Origin of the sequence: Salipiger marinus (assembly GCF_035481585.1) — a bacterium.
Lineage (GTDB): Bacteria > Pseudomonadota > Alphaproteobacteria > Rhodobacterales > Rhodobacteraceae > Salipiger > Salipiger marinus.
The window spans coordinates 68,059-82,937 of record NZ_JAYKSL010000008.1 but is presented as its reverse complement, the minus strand read 5'-3'; the positions used below and the strand labels follow the sequence as shown (position 1 = coordinate 82,937).

Genomic DNA, 14,879 nt, shown 5'->3' with positions numbered 1-14,879 from the left:
TGCTACCCTATCTGTGGCGCGTAGATTTATCCACAGGGTTTTCCCGGCCCTATCCCCGGACTTGTTCCCCTTGGTGGACCACCGCCATCTGGCGTAGGGACGGGGATGGGGCCATCCGGACAAGAGGCAGAGCACATGAACGACGCAAGCATCTTCAATCCGACGGGCGTGGAGATCGAACAGGCCGAAACCATGCCGCATTCGATCGAGGCCGAGCAGCAGCTGCTTGGCGCGATCCTGACCAACAATGACGTCTATGACCGGGTTGCGGCCATCCTTGGCGCGCAGCATTTCTACGACCCCGTGCATGCCCGCATCTTCGAGATCGCGGCGGCGCGGATTTCCAAGAACAACCTCGCCTCTCCGGTCACGCTCAAGGCCTTCATGGAGGAGGACGAGGGGCTGAAGGAACTGGGCGGCCCCGCCTATCTGGCGCGGCTGGCGGGGGCGGCGGTGTCGTCCTTTGCGGTGCGCGATTACGCGCAGATGATCTATGATCTGGCGGTGCGCCGCGACCTGATCCGGCTGGGCCGCGACATTTCCGCCAAGGCGGCGCGGGTCGACGTGCGCTCCGAGCCGCGCGAGCAGATCGTGGAGGCCGAACAGGCGCTCTACAAGCTGGCCGAACAGGGCCAGAGCGAGGGCGGCTTCCAGTCCTTCCTGCGCGCCGTCACCGATGCGGTGAACATGGCCAATGCCGCCTATCAGCGCGAAGGCGGGCTGGCGGGCGTGTCCACCGGGCTGGTCGATCTGGACAAGAAGCTGGGCGGGCTGCACCCGTCGGACCTGCTGATCCTTGCCGGGCGCCCGTCGATGGGCAAGACGTCGCTCGCCACCAACATCGCCTTCAACGTCGCCAAGGCCTACAAGCGCGGGCTGCGCCCCGATGGCAGCGAAGGCACGGTGGATGGCGGCGTGGTGGGCTTCTTCTCGCTGGAAATGTCGGCGGAACAGCTGGCGGCGCGGATCCTGTCGGAAGCGGCGGAGGTACCGTCGGAACAGATCCGCCGTGGCGACATGACCGAGGCCGAATTCCGCCGCTTCGTCGATGCCGCAAAAAGCCTTGAAGCCTGTCCGCTCTTCATTGACGACACGCCCGCGATTCCCATCGCGCAGCTTGCCGCCCGCGCGCGGCGGCTGAAGCGGACGCATGGGCTGGACGTGCTGATGGTCGACTACCTGCAGCTGGTGCGCGGCACCGCCGAGAACCGGGTCAACGAGATCGCCGAGATCTCCATGGGGCTCAAGGCCATCGCCAAGGAACTGAACGTGCCGGTGGTGGCGCTGTCGCAGCTGAGCCGTCAGGTGGAAAGCCGCGAGGACAAGCGCCCGCAGCTGTCGGATCTGCGCGAATCGGGCTCCATCGAACAGGATGCGGACGTGGTGATGTTCGTGTTCCGCGAGGAATATTACGTCGAACGCGAAAAGCCTTCCGATGACCGGCTGGACGAGATGGCGGCATGGCAGGAGCGCATGGAGCGCCTGCATGGCAAGGCCGAAGTCATCATCGGCAAGCAGCGGCACGGGCCGATCGGGTCGGTGGATCTGTCCTTCGAGGGCCGGTTCACCCGCTTCGGCAACCTCGTGCGGCCTTGGCAGAACGGCGAAGGCGACAATTTCTGAAGAAAAGGCCCCGCAGGACGGGGCCTTTTTTCTGCGCCTTCCCTGCGGGAGCGCCGCCCAAAGGCGGCACGCGGCGGCAGCGTCAGCCGAAAAGCTCGTGCGCGAGATCCAGCGCCTCCACCAGCGCGTCGACCTCCGCTTCGGTATTGTAGAGCCCAAAGGAGGCGCGACAGGTGGCCGTGAGGCCCAGATGGTCCATCAGCGGCCCCGCGCAGTGATGCCCCGCACGCACCGCCACGCCTTTTTTGTCGAGGATGGTGGAGATGTCATGCGCATGGGCCGCGCCGTCGAGCGTGAAGGAAAAGATCGCGGCCTTGCCCGGGGCCTTGCCCTGCACGTTCAGCCAGTTGAGCCCGTCGAGCCGGTCGCGCGCATAGGCGGCGATCTTGGCCTCATGCGCCGCGACATTCTCCATGCCCAGATCCATCAGGTAATCCAGCGCCACGCCCAGACCGATCTGCGACACGATGCCGGGCGTGCCCGCCTCGAATTTCATCGGCGGGTCGGCATAGGTGATCTGGTCCTTGTGGACCTCGCGGATCATGTCGCCGCCCCCCATGAAGGGGATCATCTCGTCCATGCGGGCGCGGCGGATCCAGATCGCGCCGGAGCCGGAAGGCCCGTAAAGCTTGTGCCCGGTCACCGCGTAGAAATCGCAGCCCAGATCCTCGACATTGACCGGCATGTGCACCGCGCCCTGCGAGCCGTCCACCAGCACCGGCACACCCTGCGCGCGGGCGGCGGCGCTGATCGTCTTCACGTCCACCACGGTGCCCAGCACGTTGGACAGATGCGTGATCGCCACCAGCCTGGTGCGGGGGGTGATGGCGTCGATCACCTTCTGCGGATCAAGCGCGCCGACCGCATCCACATCGACCCATTTCAGCACCACGCCCAGCCGTTCGCGCAGGAAATGCCACGGCACGATATTGGCGTGATGTTCCATCACCGACAGCACGATTTCATCGCCCGCCTGCAGCCGCGGCATGGCCCAGCCATAGGCGACAAGGTTGATGCCCATGGTGGAGCCGGTGGTGAACACCACCTCCTCCTCGTCGCGGGCGCCCAGAAAGCGGGCGACGGTGCCGCGCACGGATTCGTATTTGTCGGTGGCAAGGTTGCTGAGGTAATGCAGCCCGCGATGCACGTTGGAATATTCTTCGGAATAGGCGCGGGTCACGGCATCGATCACCACCTTCGGCTTCTGGGCCGAGGCGCCATTGTCGAGATAGACCAGCGGCCTGCCGTTCACCTGCCGGGACAGGATCGGGAAGTCTTCGCGGATTTTCATCACGTCATACATAACCAGCCATCCTGTCCGGCGTGATCCCCAGCAGGGGAAGAAGAAGCGTCAGCGCCAGCATCAGGCCGACCGTGGCCAGCACCAGCACCAGAATTGCCTTGAGCGGGCTGTTCAGCCCATGCGCCACGTCAAGGAAATTGACCACGATCCACAGCCCGGCCACCAGCGCCGCCATCACCAGAACCGCCGCCAGCGCCCCCGACAGCCCCGCCACCAGCGCCACCCCCAGCTGCGCCAGCGCACGCAGCGCCTGCAGCCAGATCAGCAGCACGGCCACATCCTGCATCCGCCCGGTGCCGCCGACCACCCGGCCCGCCCAAGTCATGAAGAAGATGGTGGCGGCCAGCATCATCGCCAGCAGCGCCGCCATCACCCCCGGGCCAAACCCCAGCGGCATGGCGCCAGCGGTGCCGCCCATGGCCTGCATCCCGCCCACCAGCAGCGCGTTCAGCACCACCACCAGCGCAAAGCCGGTCAGCAGCACCTCGCGCGGCAGGTTCAGCGCCAGAAGCAGCCGCGCCACCTCCTGTGGCGCCGTCAGCGTCTGCGCGGCAAGGCGCAGAAATCCGGATATGGTCATGCCTGACCCTCGCGTTCGGCCACGGTCAGGCTGCGCAGCCAGAACCACAGAAAGATGACGAACCAGAGCAGCCCGACCAGCATCAGCTGCGGCCCCGGCCCCATGAATCCCGCCACCAGCCCGTTGAGCAGCAGCAGCGGCGAGGCGGCCAGAAGGCTCCAGAACAGCGCAAGCCGCGCGCCATAACCGGTGCCACGCCCGCCAAAGACCCGCGCGATCAGATGGCTGAGCGCGGCAAGCCCGTAGAACAGCAACGGCGCCAGCACCAGCCAGCCCAGCAGCGCGCCCCCCATCAGCGGGTTCGGATCGACGCCGTCCAGATGCGCCTGCCGCGCCTGCGCGGGCAGCTGCGCCACGAAGAACAGCGCGCAGGCCGCCAGGATGAACATCAGCGCGCGATCCTCGCGGGGGCCCTGCGCCAGCAGGCGGCGCATGACGGCACCGGGCCCCCGATAGGTCGCGACGATCTCGCGCGACAGCGACATCAGCCGCGACGCCGACCCAGCCACGCCTCGACGCGGGCGTTGATCTCGGCCTGAAGATCTTCGTTCTCGATCTCCATCACCGCCTCGGCGATGAAGGCGATGGTCAGCAGATCCTCGGCGATGCCGCGCGGCAGGCCGCGCGCCCGCAGATAGAACAGCCCGTCCTCGTCGATGGCGCCAGAGGTGGAGCCATGCGAACAGGCCACGTCATCGGCATAGATCTCCAGCTCGGGCTTGGCCAGAAACTGGCTGTCGCCATCCAGAAGCAGCGACTGGCTGATCTGGTAGCCGTCGGTTTTCTGCGCGCCGGGTTTCACGAGGATCTTGCCCTGAAACACGCCGACGCCGCCGTTGCGCAGCACCTTCTTGAACACCTGACGGCTTTCGCAGTTCACCGCGTCATGGGTGATGAACACCGTGTCGTCATGGTGGAAATCGCCATCGCCCAGACAGGCGCCCGCGATATGCGCCACCGCGTCATCGCCGGTCAGTTCCACCACGCAGTCATTGCGGGTCAGCACGCCGTTCATGGTCAGCGTAAAGGTCTTGAAGGTGCTTTCCGTGCCCAGCCGGGCAAAGATATGCGTGGCCGCGCGGCGGTCATGCTCGCGCCCCTGCACCCGCACATGATGAAAGCCCGCGCCATCGGCCACGTCGACTTCCATCACCTTGTTCAGGCGCGCGGCGGCGGGGCCGTTTTCCAGCAGCGTGACATCGCCGCCTTCTTCGACCTTCACCACATGGTGCAGGATCACGTCGGACCGCTCGTCGGCATGGCGGTAGATCAGGTTGACCGGCTTTGCCACCTTGCCGGTGACGCGGATCAGCAGCCCGTCGCTGGCAAAGGCGGTGTTGAGCGCGGCCAGCGGCCGCTGCACCGGGGTCTGGCCATGGGTTTCCAGACGGCCATACAGATCCTTGGCCCAGTGGATGTCAGGCGCATCGGCGAGCCGGTCGATGGTCAGCCCCTCCAGCGTCAGATCGTCCGAGGCTTCGGCATCAAACACCCCGTCCACGAACACGATGGACAGCCGGTCGGTGCCGTCGAACAGCGGCACCTCGTCATCGGCGACCACCTTTGCAACGGGCGCCTCTGCGGCCACCAGCGTGTCGGGGCGGGTGTATTTCCAGTATTCGTCGCGCGCCCCGGGCAGGCCCATGGCCCGCACCCGGTCCAGCGCTTCGGCGCGGGCGGGGCCGGACCAGCCGCCTTCGGGCAGGCTGAGCGCGGCCAGCCGCGCCTCTGTCGCGGTCTGTTTCGCTTGCGGCAGCGCCATGGTCACGCCTCCTCCACCAGATCGGCATAGCCGTTCTGTTCGACTTCCAGTGCCAGTTCCGGCCCGCCCGTCTTCACGATGCGGCCATTGGACATGATGTGCACCACGTCGGGTTTGATGTGGTCCAGCAGGCGCTGGTAATGGGTGATGACCAGAAAGCCCCGGCCCTCGTCGCGCAGCGCGTTCACGCCATCAGCCACCAGCCGCATCGCATCCACGTCGAGCCCGGAATCGGTCTCGTCCAGAATGCACATCTTCGGCTCCAGCATGGCCATCTGCAGGATCTCGTTGCGCTTCTTCTCGCCGCCGGAAAAGCCCACGTTCACGGGACGCTTCAGCATCTCGGCGTCGATCTTCAGGCTGGCGGCCTTTTCGCGCACCACCTTCAGGAACTCGGTAGAGGACATTTCCTCCTGCCCGCGCGCCTTGCGCTGTGCGTTCACCGCCGTGCGCAGGAAAGTCATGTTGCCCACGCCGGGAATTTCCACCGGATACTGGAAGGCCAAAAACAGCCCGGCTGCCGCGCGGTCCTCGGGCTCCATCTCCAGCAGGTCGACGCCGTCCAGCGTCGCACTGCCGTCGGTCACCGTGTAGCCGTCCTTGCCGGACAGCACATAGGACAGGGTGGATTTGCCCGACCCGTTCGGCCCCATGATGGCATGCACCTTGCCCGCCTCGACGGTCAGGTCGACACCCTTGAGGATCTGCTTGTCCTCTTCTTCCAGCTTCACCTGAAGGTTCTTGATTTCCAGCATGTTTTTCTCCTTCGTGCGGTCAGGGCCGCACCATCAGCTTCATGATCCCCAAGAGCCGCTTCACCGGGAAGGGCTGGGGGACGATCTCGAACCGGGCCATCCGCCCGGTCATCTGCGGTGGGCCGAGATACTCCTCGACCCGGTGATATTGCGGGCGCTGGCCGTAATCGTCGAACAGCAGCACCAGCGGCGCCTCGGTCAGAAAAGCCGTGGCCAGCGCGCAGCCCTCGCGGAAGCGGCCATCCACCAGCACCACATCGGGCTGGCGGAATTCCGGCAGCGACCAGACCTGCAGCGGATAGTCCGGAAAGCTGCGCCATGCGCTGTCATCGACCGGATGGCCCCATTCCTTGGTCGGCCCGATATCGGACCAGATCACATCCACCTCGGTGCCGGTGGCGGGCGGGTGCTCGGTGAACCAGCGGCGCATCATCTGCGCCCAGTCCATGTCCGACTCCACGGAGAAGACCGTCTTGCCGCGCATCTCCGAGGCCAGCACCGTCGAGCCGCCCGATCCGTATTCAAGGATCACGCGCGCGCGCGCATAGACATCGCGCAGAAGCGCCGCCTCCGCCTCGGGCAGGGTCAGCTGCGGTCGCGGCAGGGCGTCGCCGCTCACCGGATCACCGCCATGGCGGTGATCCTGCGCGTTCCCTGCAAGCTCATGCTGGCCATCCTCAACACCTTTCCCGGGACCCGCGCCCTAGCCCGCCGTCACGGCATAAAGCGCCATGGTCACGATCAGCGCGACCCCTCCGGCGGCGCTGGCAGTCAGGATCACCGATCCCCCCAGCAGCCCGCCGCTGCGGCCCTGCCGCTTGCGCAGGCCAAGCCCGAGAAGCAGGCCAAGGAATACGCCCAGACCCACACCGGCAGATTGCTGCACAAGCTCCTGCATCACGCGCCTGCCCTCAGCCCACCGAGCCTTCAAGGCTGATCGCCACCAGCGCCTGCGCTTCCATGGCGAACTCCATGGGCAGGGCCTGCAGCACCTCGCGGCAGAAGCCGTTGACGACCAGCGCCACCGCCTCTTCCTCGTCCATGCCCCGGCTGCGGCAGTAGAACAGCTGGTCGTCATCGACCTTCGACGTGGTGGCCTCGTGCTCCACCCGGCTCGAATTGTTCTTCACCTCGATGTAAGGCACCGTATGCGCCCCGCATTTGTCGCCGATCAGCAGGCTGTCGCACTGGGTGTAGTTGCGCGAATTCTTCGCCTTGGGATGCATCGACACCAGACCGCGATAGGTGTTCTGCGCCACCCCCGCCGAAATGCCCTTGGACACGATGCGCGAGCGCGTGTCGCGGCCCAGATGGATCATCTTGGTGCCGGTATCGGCCTGCTGGTGGTTGTTGGTGATGGCGATGGAATAGAACTCGCCCTGGCTTTCATTGCCGCGCAGGATGCAGGAGGGGTATTTCCACGTCACCGCCGACCCGGTTTCCACCTGCGTCCACATCACCTTGGCCCGGTCGCCCCGGCAGTCGGCGCGCTTGGTCACGAAGTTGTAGATGCCGCCACGGCCTTCCTCGTCGCCGGGGAACCAGTTCTGCACGGTGGAATATTTCACCTCCGCGTCTTCCTCGATGACGATCTCCACCACCGCCGCATGCAGCTGCGCGGTGTCGCGCTTGGGGGCGGTGCAGCCTTCCAGATAGCTGACATAGCTGCCCTTGTCGGCGATGATCAGCGTGCGTTCGAACTGCCCGGTGTTTTCCGCGTTGATGCGGAAATAGGTGGACAGCTCCATCGGGCAGCGCACCCCCGGCGGCACATAGACGAAGGAGCCATCGGAAAACACCGCGCTGTTGAGCGTGGCGTAATAGTTGTCCGACACCGGCACCACGGATCCGAGGTATTTCTTCACCAGCTCGGGATGCTCGCGGATCGCCTCCGAAATCGAACAGAAGATGACACCCGCCTTCTTCAGCTCTTTCTGGAAGGTGGTGCCGACGCTGACGCTGTCGAACACCGCATCCACCGCGACCTTGCGGCCTTCGGCGGGGGCGGATTCGGCGCCTTCGACCCCAGCAAGGATCATCTGCTCTTTCAGCGGAATCCCCAGCTTTTCATAGGTCGCCAGCAGCTTGGGATCGACCTCGTCCAGCGATTTGGGCTTCTCGGCCATGCTTTTGGGCCGGGCATAGTAATACTGGTCCTGAAAGTCGATCTTGGGATAGCTGACCATCGCCCAGTCGGGCTCCGTCATCTTGGTCCAGCGCTCGAACGCCGCCAGCCGCCACTCGGTCATCCATTCCGGCTCGCCGTTCTTTTCCGAGATCAGCCGCACGATGTCCGGCGACAGCCCTTTCGGGGCGTATTCCATCTCGATGTCGGTGTTCCAGCCGTATTTATAGGTCGAAATCTTCTCGACCGCGTCCACCGTTTCCTGTTCGACACCGTCCTTGACGGTGACATTGTCAAAAGCTGCCATGAGCCTTGTCTCCTGTCGTCGCAGACCGCCCAAAGCGGCCAGCCTGTCCTCACGCGCGAGGCGCGGGGCGTTTCCTGAACTGTCGCAGCCACGCCTCGGCGAAGCGCAGCACATCCTCTTCCGTCGTGTCGGGCCCAAGGCTGACGCGGATCGCCGATCCCGCCACCTCGTCCCCGTATCCCATCGCCCGCAGCACGCGGGAGGCGCGGACCTTGCCACTGGAACAGGCCGATCCCGCCGAAATGGCGAACCCCGCCAGATCCATCTGCATCACCTGCGTCTCGCCCTTCCAGCCGGGGCTGGCAAAACAGGACGTGTTGGGCAGGCGCGGCGCATCTTTCCCGACAAAAATAGTGCCTGTCGCGCCGTCCGCAATCACATTCTCTAGAATGTTTCTAAATTTCTCGACCGGAGCCCAGACTCCCTCCGCCAGATCCCGGGCCGCCGCCTCCGCCGCAGCGCCAAACCCGGCGATGCCGGGCAGGTTCTCGGTGCCCGCGCGGCGCCCCTGCTCCTGCCCGCCGCCACGCATCTGCGCCGCCAGATCGGTGCCGCGCCGCAGCACCAGCGCCCCCACGCCCTTCGGCCCGCCCAGCTTGTGCGCCGATACCAGCACCATCTCCGCCCCCGACCAGCCAAAGGCGAAGGGGATCTTGCCAAAGCCCTGCGTCGCATCGACCACGGCCAGCCCGCCGGGCAGATCCTGCACCACGCCCGTCTCGGAATTGGCAAGCTGCAGCGCCGTGCGCGCGGGATCGGCCACCGTCACGCGCCCCTGCCCGTCCACCGGCAGATCGCCCGCCACCCATGCCGCCACCGCGTCATGCTCGATATCGCCGGCCTGCAGGCCGCGCCCGGCACAGGCCAGCGCCGCCGCCTCGGTCGCACCCGAGACAAAGACCACATCCGCCCCGTCCGCCCCCAGCGCCGCGGCGACCTGCGCCCGCGCCCGTTCGACCAGCGACTTGGCCGCGCGGCCCTCGCCATGCACCGAAGACGGGTTGCCCGTCACGTCCAGCGCCGAGATCATCGCCGCCCGCGCCTCGGGCCGCAGCGGCGCCGTGGCATTCCAGTCCAGATAGACCCGGCTCATGCCCCGCCCCGCAGCTTCCAGCGGCCACAAATATCCCGGGGGAGGCCGCGCGCCAGCGCGGCCGGGGGCAGAGCCCCCCCTTCACGAAGCGGCAGAGCCCCCCCCTTAAAATGCGGCAGCCCCCCCGCCCCTGCGGCCCTGCGCCTCACGACTCGTCCACCACGGCGAAAAGCGACGGCACCGCCGGACAGGGGGCCAGCGTGTTCTGCACGATGTCCGACAGCCGGGTCTGATGCAGCCAGACATAGACATGCGCCGACAGCGACTGCCAGAGCCGGTTCGACAGCGACTGCGCCCGGCTCCCCGAGGCGCCGCCCGAGGCGCCCGCCCCCTTGTGCATCGCGTCCACCGTCTCGTCGACCGCCGCCAGCACGTCCACCACCCGGATCTCCGAGGTGGCGCGCGCCAGCCGGTAGCCGCCGCCCGGGCCGCGCACCGACTCCACCAGCCCGGCGCGGCGCAGCTTCACAAAAAGCTGCTCCAGATAGGGCAGCGAGATGTCCTGCCGCCGCGCGATGTCGCCCAGCGTCACCAGATCCCCCGGCGGCTGCAGCGCGATGTCCACCAGCGCCACCATCGCATAGCGTCCCTTGGTGCTCAGCTTCATGCCTTACCTCCTGCGCCGCCGCGCCAACCGATTGACCTTGTGCGGCCGATTGCCTATCTGCAATCGAGCCCGTTCCGCGTCAGAGCGGGACTTAGAACCGTTCTAAGGTGCCCAAGAGAATTCGTCAAGAATATCACGCACCCTGTCAGGAGCCCTTTCATCCCATGCCCGAGGTCATTTTTCCCGGACCCGAAGGTCGCCTTGAAGGCCGCTACCATCCGCAAAAGGACAATGACGCCCCCATCGCCATCGTGCTGCATCCGCATCCGCAGTTCGGCGGCACGATGAACAACAAGGTCGTCTATAACCTGCACTATGCGTTCTACAACATGGGCTTCACCGTGTTGCGGTTCAATTTCCGCGGCGTCGGACGCAGTCAGGGCGAATACGATCAGGGCATCGGCGAGCTGTCGGATGCCGCCTCTGCGCTTGATTACCTGCAGTCGATGAACAACAACTCCAAGCATTGCTGGGTGGCGGGGTTCTCGTTCGGCGCGTGGATCGGCATGCAGCTGCTGATGCGGCGGCCGGAAATCACCGGCTTCGTCTCGGTAAGCCCGCCCGCCAACATGTATGACTTTTCCTTCCTTGCGCCCTGCCCGTCTTCGGGGCTGATCATCAACGGCACCAGTGACCGCGTGGCCCCGCCCGCCGACACCGTGTCGCTGGTCAACAAGCTGAAGGAACAGCGCGGCATCACCATCACCCACGAGCAGATCGAAGGCTCGGATCACTTCTTCAAGGATCCGCACATGAAGCCGATGATCGACACGGTGACCGGCTATGTCAAACGGCGCCTGACCGAAAGCACCCGCTGACCGCCGGAGGGTCTCATGTCACTTGCCGAGGATCTGGCCGACAAGCTGGCCGAGGATACGTTCAAGATCATGCAGGCCAGCGGCGATGACCGCTTCTTCATGGAGGTGGCGGCGATCATCGGCGCCTCCTCCACCACGCTGGAAGAGGCGTTCCTGACCTCGATCCGCGTGCGCATGGCCGAACAGCGCGCCCGCGCCTTCCTGATGGAGCGGGTGACCCAGATGGAACGGGAGGCGGGGCTGTGACCCAGCGGATCGACGCGCAGATGGCGTTTTTGATGGAGGCGGGGCGGCTTTCGGCGGTCACCCGCGCCACCCGCACCGCCGATGGCGCGCGGTTCGAAAACTCCGCCGAACATTCGTGGCATCTGGCGCTGTTTGCGCTGGTGCTGGGCGAACACGCGCCCGAGGGCGTGCAGATCGACCGGGTGATCCGGATGCTGCTGCTGCATGATCTGGTGGAGATCGACGCGGGCGACGTGCCGGTCTTCGGCCATGTCGATGCCGCCGCCACCGCCGATGCCGAAGATGCGGCGGCCACCCGGCTGTTCGGCCTGCTGCCCGCCGATCAGGCCGCCAGCCTGCGCGCGCTCTGGGACGAGTTCGAGGCGAACGAGACCGTCGATGCGCGCTTCGCCAAATCGCTGGACCGCTTTCAGCCGCCCAACATGAACCTTGCCACAGAGGGCGGATCCTGGGTGGATTACGCGGTGACATGGCCGGTGTTCGAGGCCAAGATCGCCCCCCGCATCAGCCATGGCGCGCCGGTGCTCTGGGACTGGCTGGCGCCCAAGGTGCGCGGTTTTCTCGCCCGGCTTGCGGGCTGACGCCTAAAGCCGCTGCCGCAGATCGGCCTCGGCAAAATCGATCAGCGCGCGCAGCTTGCGCGGCAGGCGCGCGCCTTCCAGCCAGACCGCCGACAGCACATGGCCCGGCCCCTCGAACTCGGTCAGCACCGGCACAAGCTGGCCGGTGGCGATGGCCTCGTCCAGCACAAAATCCGGCACCTGCGTCAGCCCCGCCCCCGCCACCGCCAGATCGCGCGCCACCCGCGCGCTGTTGACGTGAAAGGCGCTGGTCACCGGCCAGTCGACCGGCTGGCCGTGGCGCTGGAACTGCCAGCGCGGCCCGCCCCGGCGGTTGCTGTCCAGAAGCAGCGTGTGCTGGTCCAGATCCTCCAGCCGCTCGGGCACGCCCTGCCGCGCCAGATAGGCAGGGGCCGCCACCACCCGGCTGCGGATATGGCCCAGCCGGTGCGCCACCAGCGCCGTGGCGGGTGGTGCCCCAACCCGGAAGGCAAGGTCGATCCCGTCCGAGGCAAGGTCGACAAAGGCATCGGTCAGCTGCAGGTCGATGGTCAGGCCCGGATGCGGCGCGGCAAAGCGGTGCAGCAGCCCGGCCAGATGCGCCTCTCCCAGCGTCACCGGCGCCGCGATCCGCAGCATGCCGGAAAAGCCGCGGCTTTCCTCGCTGACGGCACCCAGAAGCTCCTCCAGATCGTCCAGCAGCGCGGGCGCGCGGGCCAGCATCTGTTCACCGGCGGGGGTCAGCCCGACGCGCCGCGTGGTGCGCTGCAGCAGCCGCACCCCCAGACGCGCCTCAAGCTCCGCCACATATTTCGAGGTGAGCCGGTTCGACACGCCCAGCCGTTCGGCAGCCGCGGTGAAGGATCCGGTCTGCACCGTGGCGACAAAGGCCTTGAGCCCGGTCACAAGATCCATGCGCGCCTCATTCGGAACGAAATGGCGAAAGTCATTCCCGACAGTCGCCATTTCATTGGCAAATCACAAGCGCCATATCTCCAGAGGCGGAGCGGATCCGTCACAGCCACAAGGAGACCGGCCATGCCCAGCAGCGATGCCCCCATCGAAATCGGTCGCGTGACGCTGACCGTGCGCGACCTTGCCGCCATGAGCACGTTTTATCAGGAGGTTCTGGGGCTGCACCCCATGGCGGGCGATGCCAGCCATGTCAGTCTGGGCGTGGGCGACCGGGTGCTGATCGAATTGCGCGCCGATCCCGCCGCCCGCCGCGCCTCCCGCCGGGAAGCGGGGCTGTTTCACATCGCCTTTCTGCTGCCCACGCGGCACGATCTGGCGGCATGGCTGCGGCATGTGGCGGAACGCGGCATCCACTGGCAGGGCGCTTCTGACCATCTGGTGAGCGAGGCGATGTATCTCGCCGATCCCGAAGGCAATGGCATCGAGGTCTATGCGGACCGCCCCCGCGCCAGCTGGCGCTGGCAGGGGACGGAGATTGCGATGGACACGCAGCCGCTGGATCTGCAGGCGCTGGCGGCGCGTGCGCAGGCGCCGTGGCGTGGTGCGCCCGAGGGCAGCGTGATCGGCCATGTGCATCTGCAGACCGGCGCGCTGGAGGCGGCGCGGCAGTTCTATACCGAGGATCTGGGGTTTGATCTGACCTGCACCTATCGCGGCGCGCTGTTCTTCGGCTCTGGCGGCTATCACCACCATCTGGCGACCAATATCTGGAACAGCTGGGGCGCCGGGCCGCGCGACCCCAAGGCGACAGGGATTGCCGAAATCGAACTGCGCCTTGGCGCAGAGGCGCCCGAGGCGCTGCGCGCCCGGATCGGCACCGATCTGGCCGATCCGTGGGGCATCCGGTACAGGCTGGCCGCCCAGCCCTAGCCGCGCGCGGCCGCCGCCAGCGCCAGCCCGTCGACCACCGCCGTAAACGCCTCTGCCCGGTGCTGCCTGGCGCCGGGACAGACCGCGCCCGCCTCCTCCGCCACCAGCGCCATCAGGCTGGAGCCGCCGACCAGCACGACCGAGGAGATCTGCGCAGGCGAGACCTGCGCCATCATCAGCGTCTGATACATCGCCATGCGCAGCGGCTCGCGCATCTGCACCAGCGCGGCGTTCAGGGTGCCGGGGGTGATGGGGGCGGCAAGGCCCGGTTCGATCAGCCCCATGGCGATCTGCGCCGCCTGCCCGCCATTGGCGGCGATCTTGCCCCGCTCCACCGCGAAGGCAAGGTCATGGCCCAGATGTTCCATGATGACGCTGGCCAGACGGCGCAGCTTTTCCGGCTCCACCGCAAGGCGCAGCATCTCGGCGATGCTGCGTTCGGTGTCGCGGGTATACAGGAACGGGATCGTGGCCCATGTCGACAGCTCGACAAACAGCGCGTTGGGCAGGGGCAGCAGCCCCTCGCCAAACTCGCGGCGCAATTCGCTGCCCAGACCCAGCAGCGGCATGGCATGGGTCATCGACACGGCATGGTCAAAATCGGTGCCGCCCAGCCGGATGCCGTGGCTTGCCAGAATTTCCGCCCCCGAGGGCGTGCTGCGAAAGACCGAAAAATCCGAGGTGCCGCCGCCGATGTCGACGATCAGCCCCAGCCCCTCTGCGCCGCCATGGCTGGCCCGCGCGGCGGCTTCGGGTTCGAACAGGAAATCCACCTCGGCAAAGCCTGCGGCGTGATAGCAGGCGCGCAGATCGGCCTCTGCCTGCGCGTCGCGCGCCTCGTCCTTGGTGTGGAAATGCACCGGACGGCCCGACAGCACCGCATCGAACCGGCCCCCGGCATCCGCTTCGGCGCGGGATTTCATTTCGGCCAGAAATTCGGTGACGATCTCGGCGAGGCTGCGGCGCCTGCCGCCGATCATCCGGCTTTCATGAAACAGCGCGGTGCCCAGCACCGATTTCAGCGCCCGCATGTAGCGCCCGTCCTCGCCCGCGATCAGCGCCTCCGCTGCGGCGGCACCGATGCGCATGGCAGAACGGTCCTCGGGAAAGAACACGGCGGTGGGCAGCGTGTCCGCGCCCGGTTCGATCATCAGGCGCCGGGGCCTGCCCTCCGCCACGATGGCCGCGGCGGAGTTCGAAGTGCCAAAGTCGATGGCAAGCGTGCGGGGGGTCATGACGGGATCCTCTGGCGGCG

General features: G+C 66.6%; 17 protein-coding genes. 5 read left to right on the top strand and 12 right to left on the bottom strand.

Annotated features, from left to right (window positions below; translation table 11 throughout):
• The first annotated feature begins 135 nt into the window (after positions 1-135).
• Positions 136-1,623 (top strand): replicative DNA helicase, encoded by a 1,488-nt coding sequence (locus tag VK682_RS12450; protein ID WP_089849970.1) that lies wholly within the window; start codon positions 136-138, stop codon positions 1,621-1,623.
• Between the two features lie 82 nt (positions 1,624-1,705).
• On the opposite strand, the gene VK682_RS12445 is transcribed toward VK682_RS12450, so the two are convergent.
• The 10 genes from VK682_RS12445 to iscR form a co-directional block, all read right to left on the bottom strand.
• Positions 1,706-2,926 (bottom strand): cysteine desulfurase, encoded by a 1,221-nt coding sequence (locus VK682_RS12445; protein WP_230796842.1) that lies wholly within the window; start codon positions 2,924-2,926, stop codon positions 1,706-1,708.
• Complete coding sequence (locus tag VK682_RS12440; RefSeq protein WP_110506217.1) at positions 2,919-3,506, bottom strand: YIP1 family protein; 588 nt, start codon at positions 3,504-3,506, stop codon at positions 2,919-2,921. Before VK682_RS12440 ends, VK682_RS12445 begins: the two co-directional genes overlap by 8 nt.
• A complete protein-coding gene (locus VK682_RS12435; protein ID WP_324782020.1) occupies positions 3,503-3,991 on the bottom strand; it encodes a YIP1 family protein in 489 nt (162 codons plus the stop codon). Before VK682_RS12435 ends, VK682_RS12440 begins: the two co-directional genes overlap by 4 nt.
• On the bottom strand, positions 3,991-5,268 hold the full coding sequence (locus tag VK682_RS12430) for a SufB/SufD family protein (RefSeq protein ID WP_089849965.1): 1,278 nt from the start codon (positions 5,266-5,268) through the stop codon (positions 3,991-3,993). The genes VK682_RS12435 and VK682_RS12430 overlap by 1 nt, the downstream gene beginning before the upstream one ends.
• A 2-nt stretch (positions 5,269-5,270) precedes the next feature.
• A complete protein-coding gene (sufC, locus tag VK682_RS12425) occupies positions 5,271-6,023 on the bottom strand; it encodes a Fe-S cluster assembly ATPase SufC (RefSeq protein ID WP_089849963.1) in 753 nt (250 codons plus the stop codon).
• Positions 6,024-6,042: 19 nt separating this feature from the next.
• Positions 6,043-6,642, bottom strand: a complete 600-nt coding sequence (locus tag VK682_RS12420; protein ID WP_230796843.1) for a hypothetical protein — start codon at positions 6,640-6,642, stop codon at positions 6,043-6,045.
• 84 nt (positions 6,643-6,726) lie between these two features.
• On the bottom strand, positions 6,727-6,921 hold the full coding sequence (locus VK682_RS12415; RefSeq protein ID WP_230796844.1) for a hypothetical protein: 195 nt from the start codon (positions 6,919-6,921) through the stop codon (positions 6,727-6,729).
• 13 nt (positions 6,922-6,934) lie between these two features.
• Positions 6,935-8,455 (bottom strand): Fe-S cluster assembly protein SufB, encoded by a 1,521-nt coding sequence (gene sufB / locus VK682_RS12410; RefSeq protein WP_230796845.1) that lies wholly within the window; start codon positions 8,453-8,455, stop codon positions 6,935-6,937.
• A gap of 49 nt (positions 8,456-8,504) precedes the next feature.
• Positions 8,505-9,548 (bottom strand): cysteine desulfurase family protein, encoded by a 1,044-nt coding sequence (locus tag VK682_RS12405; RefSeq protein WP_230796846.1) that lies wholly within the window; start codon positions 9,546-9,548, stop codon positions 8,505-8,507.
• Positions 9,549-9,693: 145 nt separating this feature from the next.
• Complete coding sequence (gene iscR, locus VK682_RS12400) at positions 9,694-10,155, bottom strand: Fe-S cluster assembly transcriptional regulator IscR (RefSeq protein WP_089849955.1); 462 nt, start codon at positions 10,153-10,155, stop codon at positions 9,694-9,696.
• A 164-nt stretch (positions 10,156-10,319) separates the two neighbouring features.
• Here iscR and VK682_RS12395 point away from each other — a divergent pair, with 164 nt between their 5' ends.
• From VK682_RS12395 to VK682_RS12385, 3 genes are read left to right on the top strand one after another with little or no spacing between them, the layout of a single operon-like run.
• On the top strand, positions 10,320-10,973 hold the full coding sequence (locus VK682_RS12395) for an alpha/beta hydrolase (protein ID WP_089849953.1): 654 nt from the start codon (positions 10,320-10,322) through the stop codon (positions 10,971-10,973).
• Between the two features lie 15 nt (positions 10,974-10,988).
• On the top strand, positions 10,989-11,219 hold the full coding sequence (locus VK682_RS12390; protein ID WP_089849951.1) for a hypothetical protein: 231 nt from the start codon (positions 10,989-10,991) through the stop codon (positions 11,217-11,219).
• A complete protein-coding gene (locus VK682_RS12385; protein ID WP_230796847.1) occupies positions 11,216-11,800 on the top strand; it encodes an HD domain-containing protein in 585 nt (194 codons plus the stop codon). Before VK682_RS12390 ends, VK682_RS12385 begins: the two co-directional genes overlap by 4 nt.
• Before the next feature lie 3 nt (positions 11,801-11,803).
• Here the strand turns inward: VK682_RS12385 and VK682_RS12380 are convergent, their stop codons facing one another.
• The gene (locus VK682_RS12380; protein ID WP_324782019.1) at positions 11,804-12,694 is read right to left on the bottom strand and encodes a LysR family transcriptional regulator; all 891 of its coding nucleotides are present in this window, start codon (positions 12,692-12,694) and stop codon (positions 11,804-11,806) included.
• Between the two features lie 123 nt (positions 12,695-12,817).
• Between VK682_RS12380 and VK682_RS12375 the strand changes: the two genes are divergently transcribed.
• Positions 12,818-13,624 (top strand): VOC family protein, encoded by an 807-nt coding sequence (locus VK682_RS12375; protein ID WP_230796850.1) that lies wholly within the window; start codon positions 12,818-12,820, stop codon positions 13,622-13,624.
• Here the strand turns inward: VK682_RS12375 and VK682_RS12370 are convergent.
• The gene (locus tag VK682_RS12370; RefSeq protein ID WP_230796852.1) at positions 13,621-14,859 is read right to left on the bottom strand and encodes an Hsp70 family protein; all 1,239 of its coding nucleotides are present in this window, start codon (positions 14,857-14,859) and stop codon (positions 13,621-13,623) included. The genes VK682_RS12375 and VK682_RS12370 overlap by 4 nt on opposite strands.
• Positions 14,860-14,879: the final 20 nt, after the last annotated feature.

Excerpts from the sequence above, each read along its gene's own strand:
- VK682_RS12450 (WP_089849970.1), top strand. The coding sequence starts at position 136 with ATGAACGACGCAAGCATCTTCAATCCGACGGGCGTGGAGATCGAACAG.
- VK682_RS12445 (WP_230796842.1), bottom strand. The coding sequence starts at position 2,926 with ATGTATGACGTGATGAAAATCCGCGAAGACTTCCCGATCCTGTCCCGG.
- VK682_RS12440 (WP_110506217.1), bottom strand. The coding sequence starts at position 3,506 with ATGACCATATCCGGATTTCTGCGCCTTGCCGCGCAGACGCTGACGGCG.
- VK682_RS12435 (WP_324782020.1), bottom strand. The coding sequence starts at position 3,991 with ATGTCGCTGTCGCGCGAGATCGTCGCGACCTATCGGGGGCCCGGTGCC.
- VK682_RS12430 (WP_089849965.1), bottom strand. The coding sequence starts at position 5,268 with ATGGCGCTGCCGCAAGCGAAACAGACCGCGACAGAGGCGCGGCTGGCC.
- sufC (WP_089849963.1), bottom strand. The coding sequence starts at position 6,023 with ATGCTGGAAATCAAGAACCTTCAGGTGAAGCTGGAAGAAGAGGACAAG.
- VK682_RS12415 (WP_230796844.1), bottom strand. The coding sequence starts at position 6,921 with ATGCAGGAGCTTGTGCAGCAATCTGCCGGTGTGGGTCTGGGCGTATTC.
- sufB (WP_230796845.1), bottom strand. The coding sequence starts at position 8,455 with ATGGCAGCTTTTGACAATGTCACCGTCAAGGACGGTGTCGAACAGGAA.
- VK682_RS12405 (WP_230796846.1), bottom strand. The coding sequence starts at position 9,548 with ATGAGCCGGGTCTATCTGGACTGGAATGCCACGGCGCCGCTGCGGCCC.
- iscR (WP_089849955.1), bottom strand. The coding sequence starts at position 10,155 with ATGAAGCTGAGCACCAAGGGACGCTATGCGATGGTGGCGCTGGTGGAC.
- VK682_RS12395 (WP_089849953.1), top strand. The coding sequence starts at position 10,320 with ATGCCCGAGGTCATTTTTCCCGGACCCGAAGGTCGCCTTGAAGGCCGC.
- VK682_RS12390 (WP_089849951.1), top strand. The coding sequence starts at position 10,989 with ATGTCACTTGCCGAGGATCTGGCCGACAAGCTGGCCGAGGATACGTTC.
- VK682_RS12380 (WP_324782019.1), bottom strand. The coding sequence starts at position 12,694 with ATGGATCTTGTGACCGGGCTCAAGGCCTTTGTCGCCACGGTGCAGACC.
- VK682_RS12375 (WP_230796850.1), top strand. The coding sequence starts at position 12,818 with ATGCCCAGCAGCGATGCCCCCATCGAAATCGGTCGCGTGACGCTGACC.
- VK682_RS12370 (WP_230796852.1), bottom strand. The coding sequence starts at position 14,859 with ATGACCCCCCGCACGCTTGCCATCGACTTTGGCACTTCGAACTCCGCC.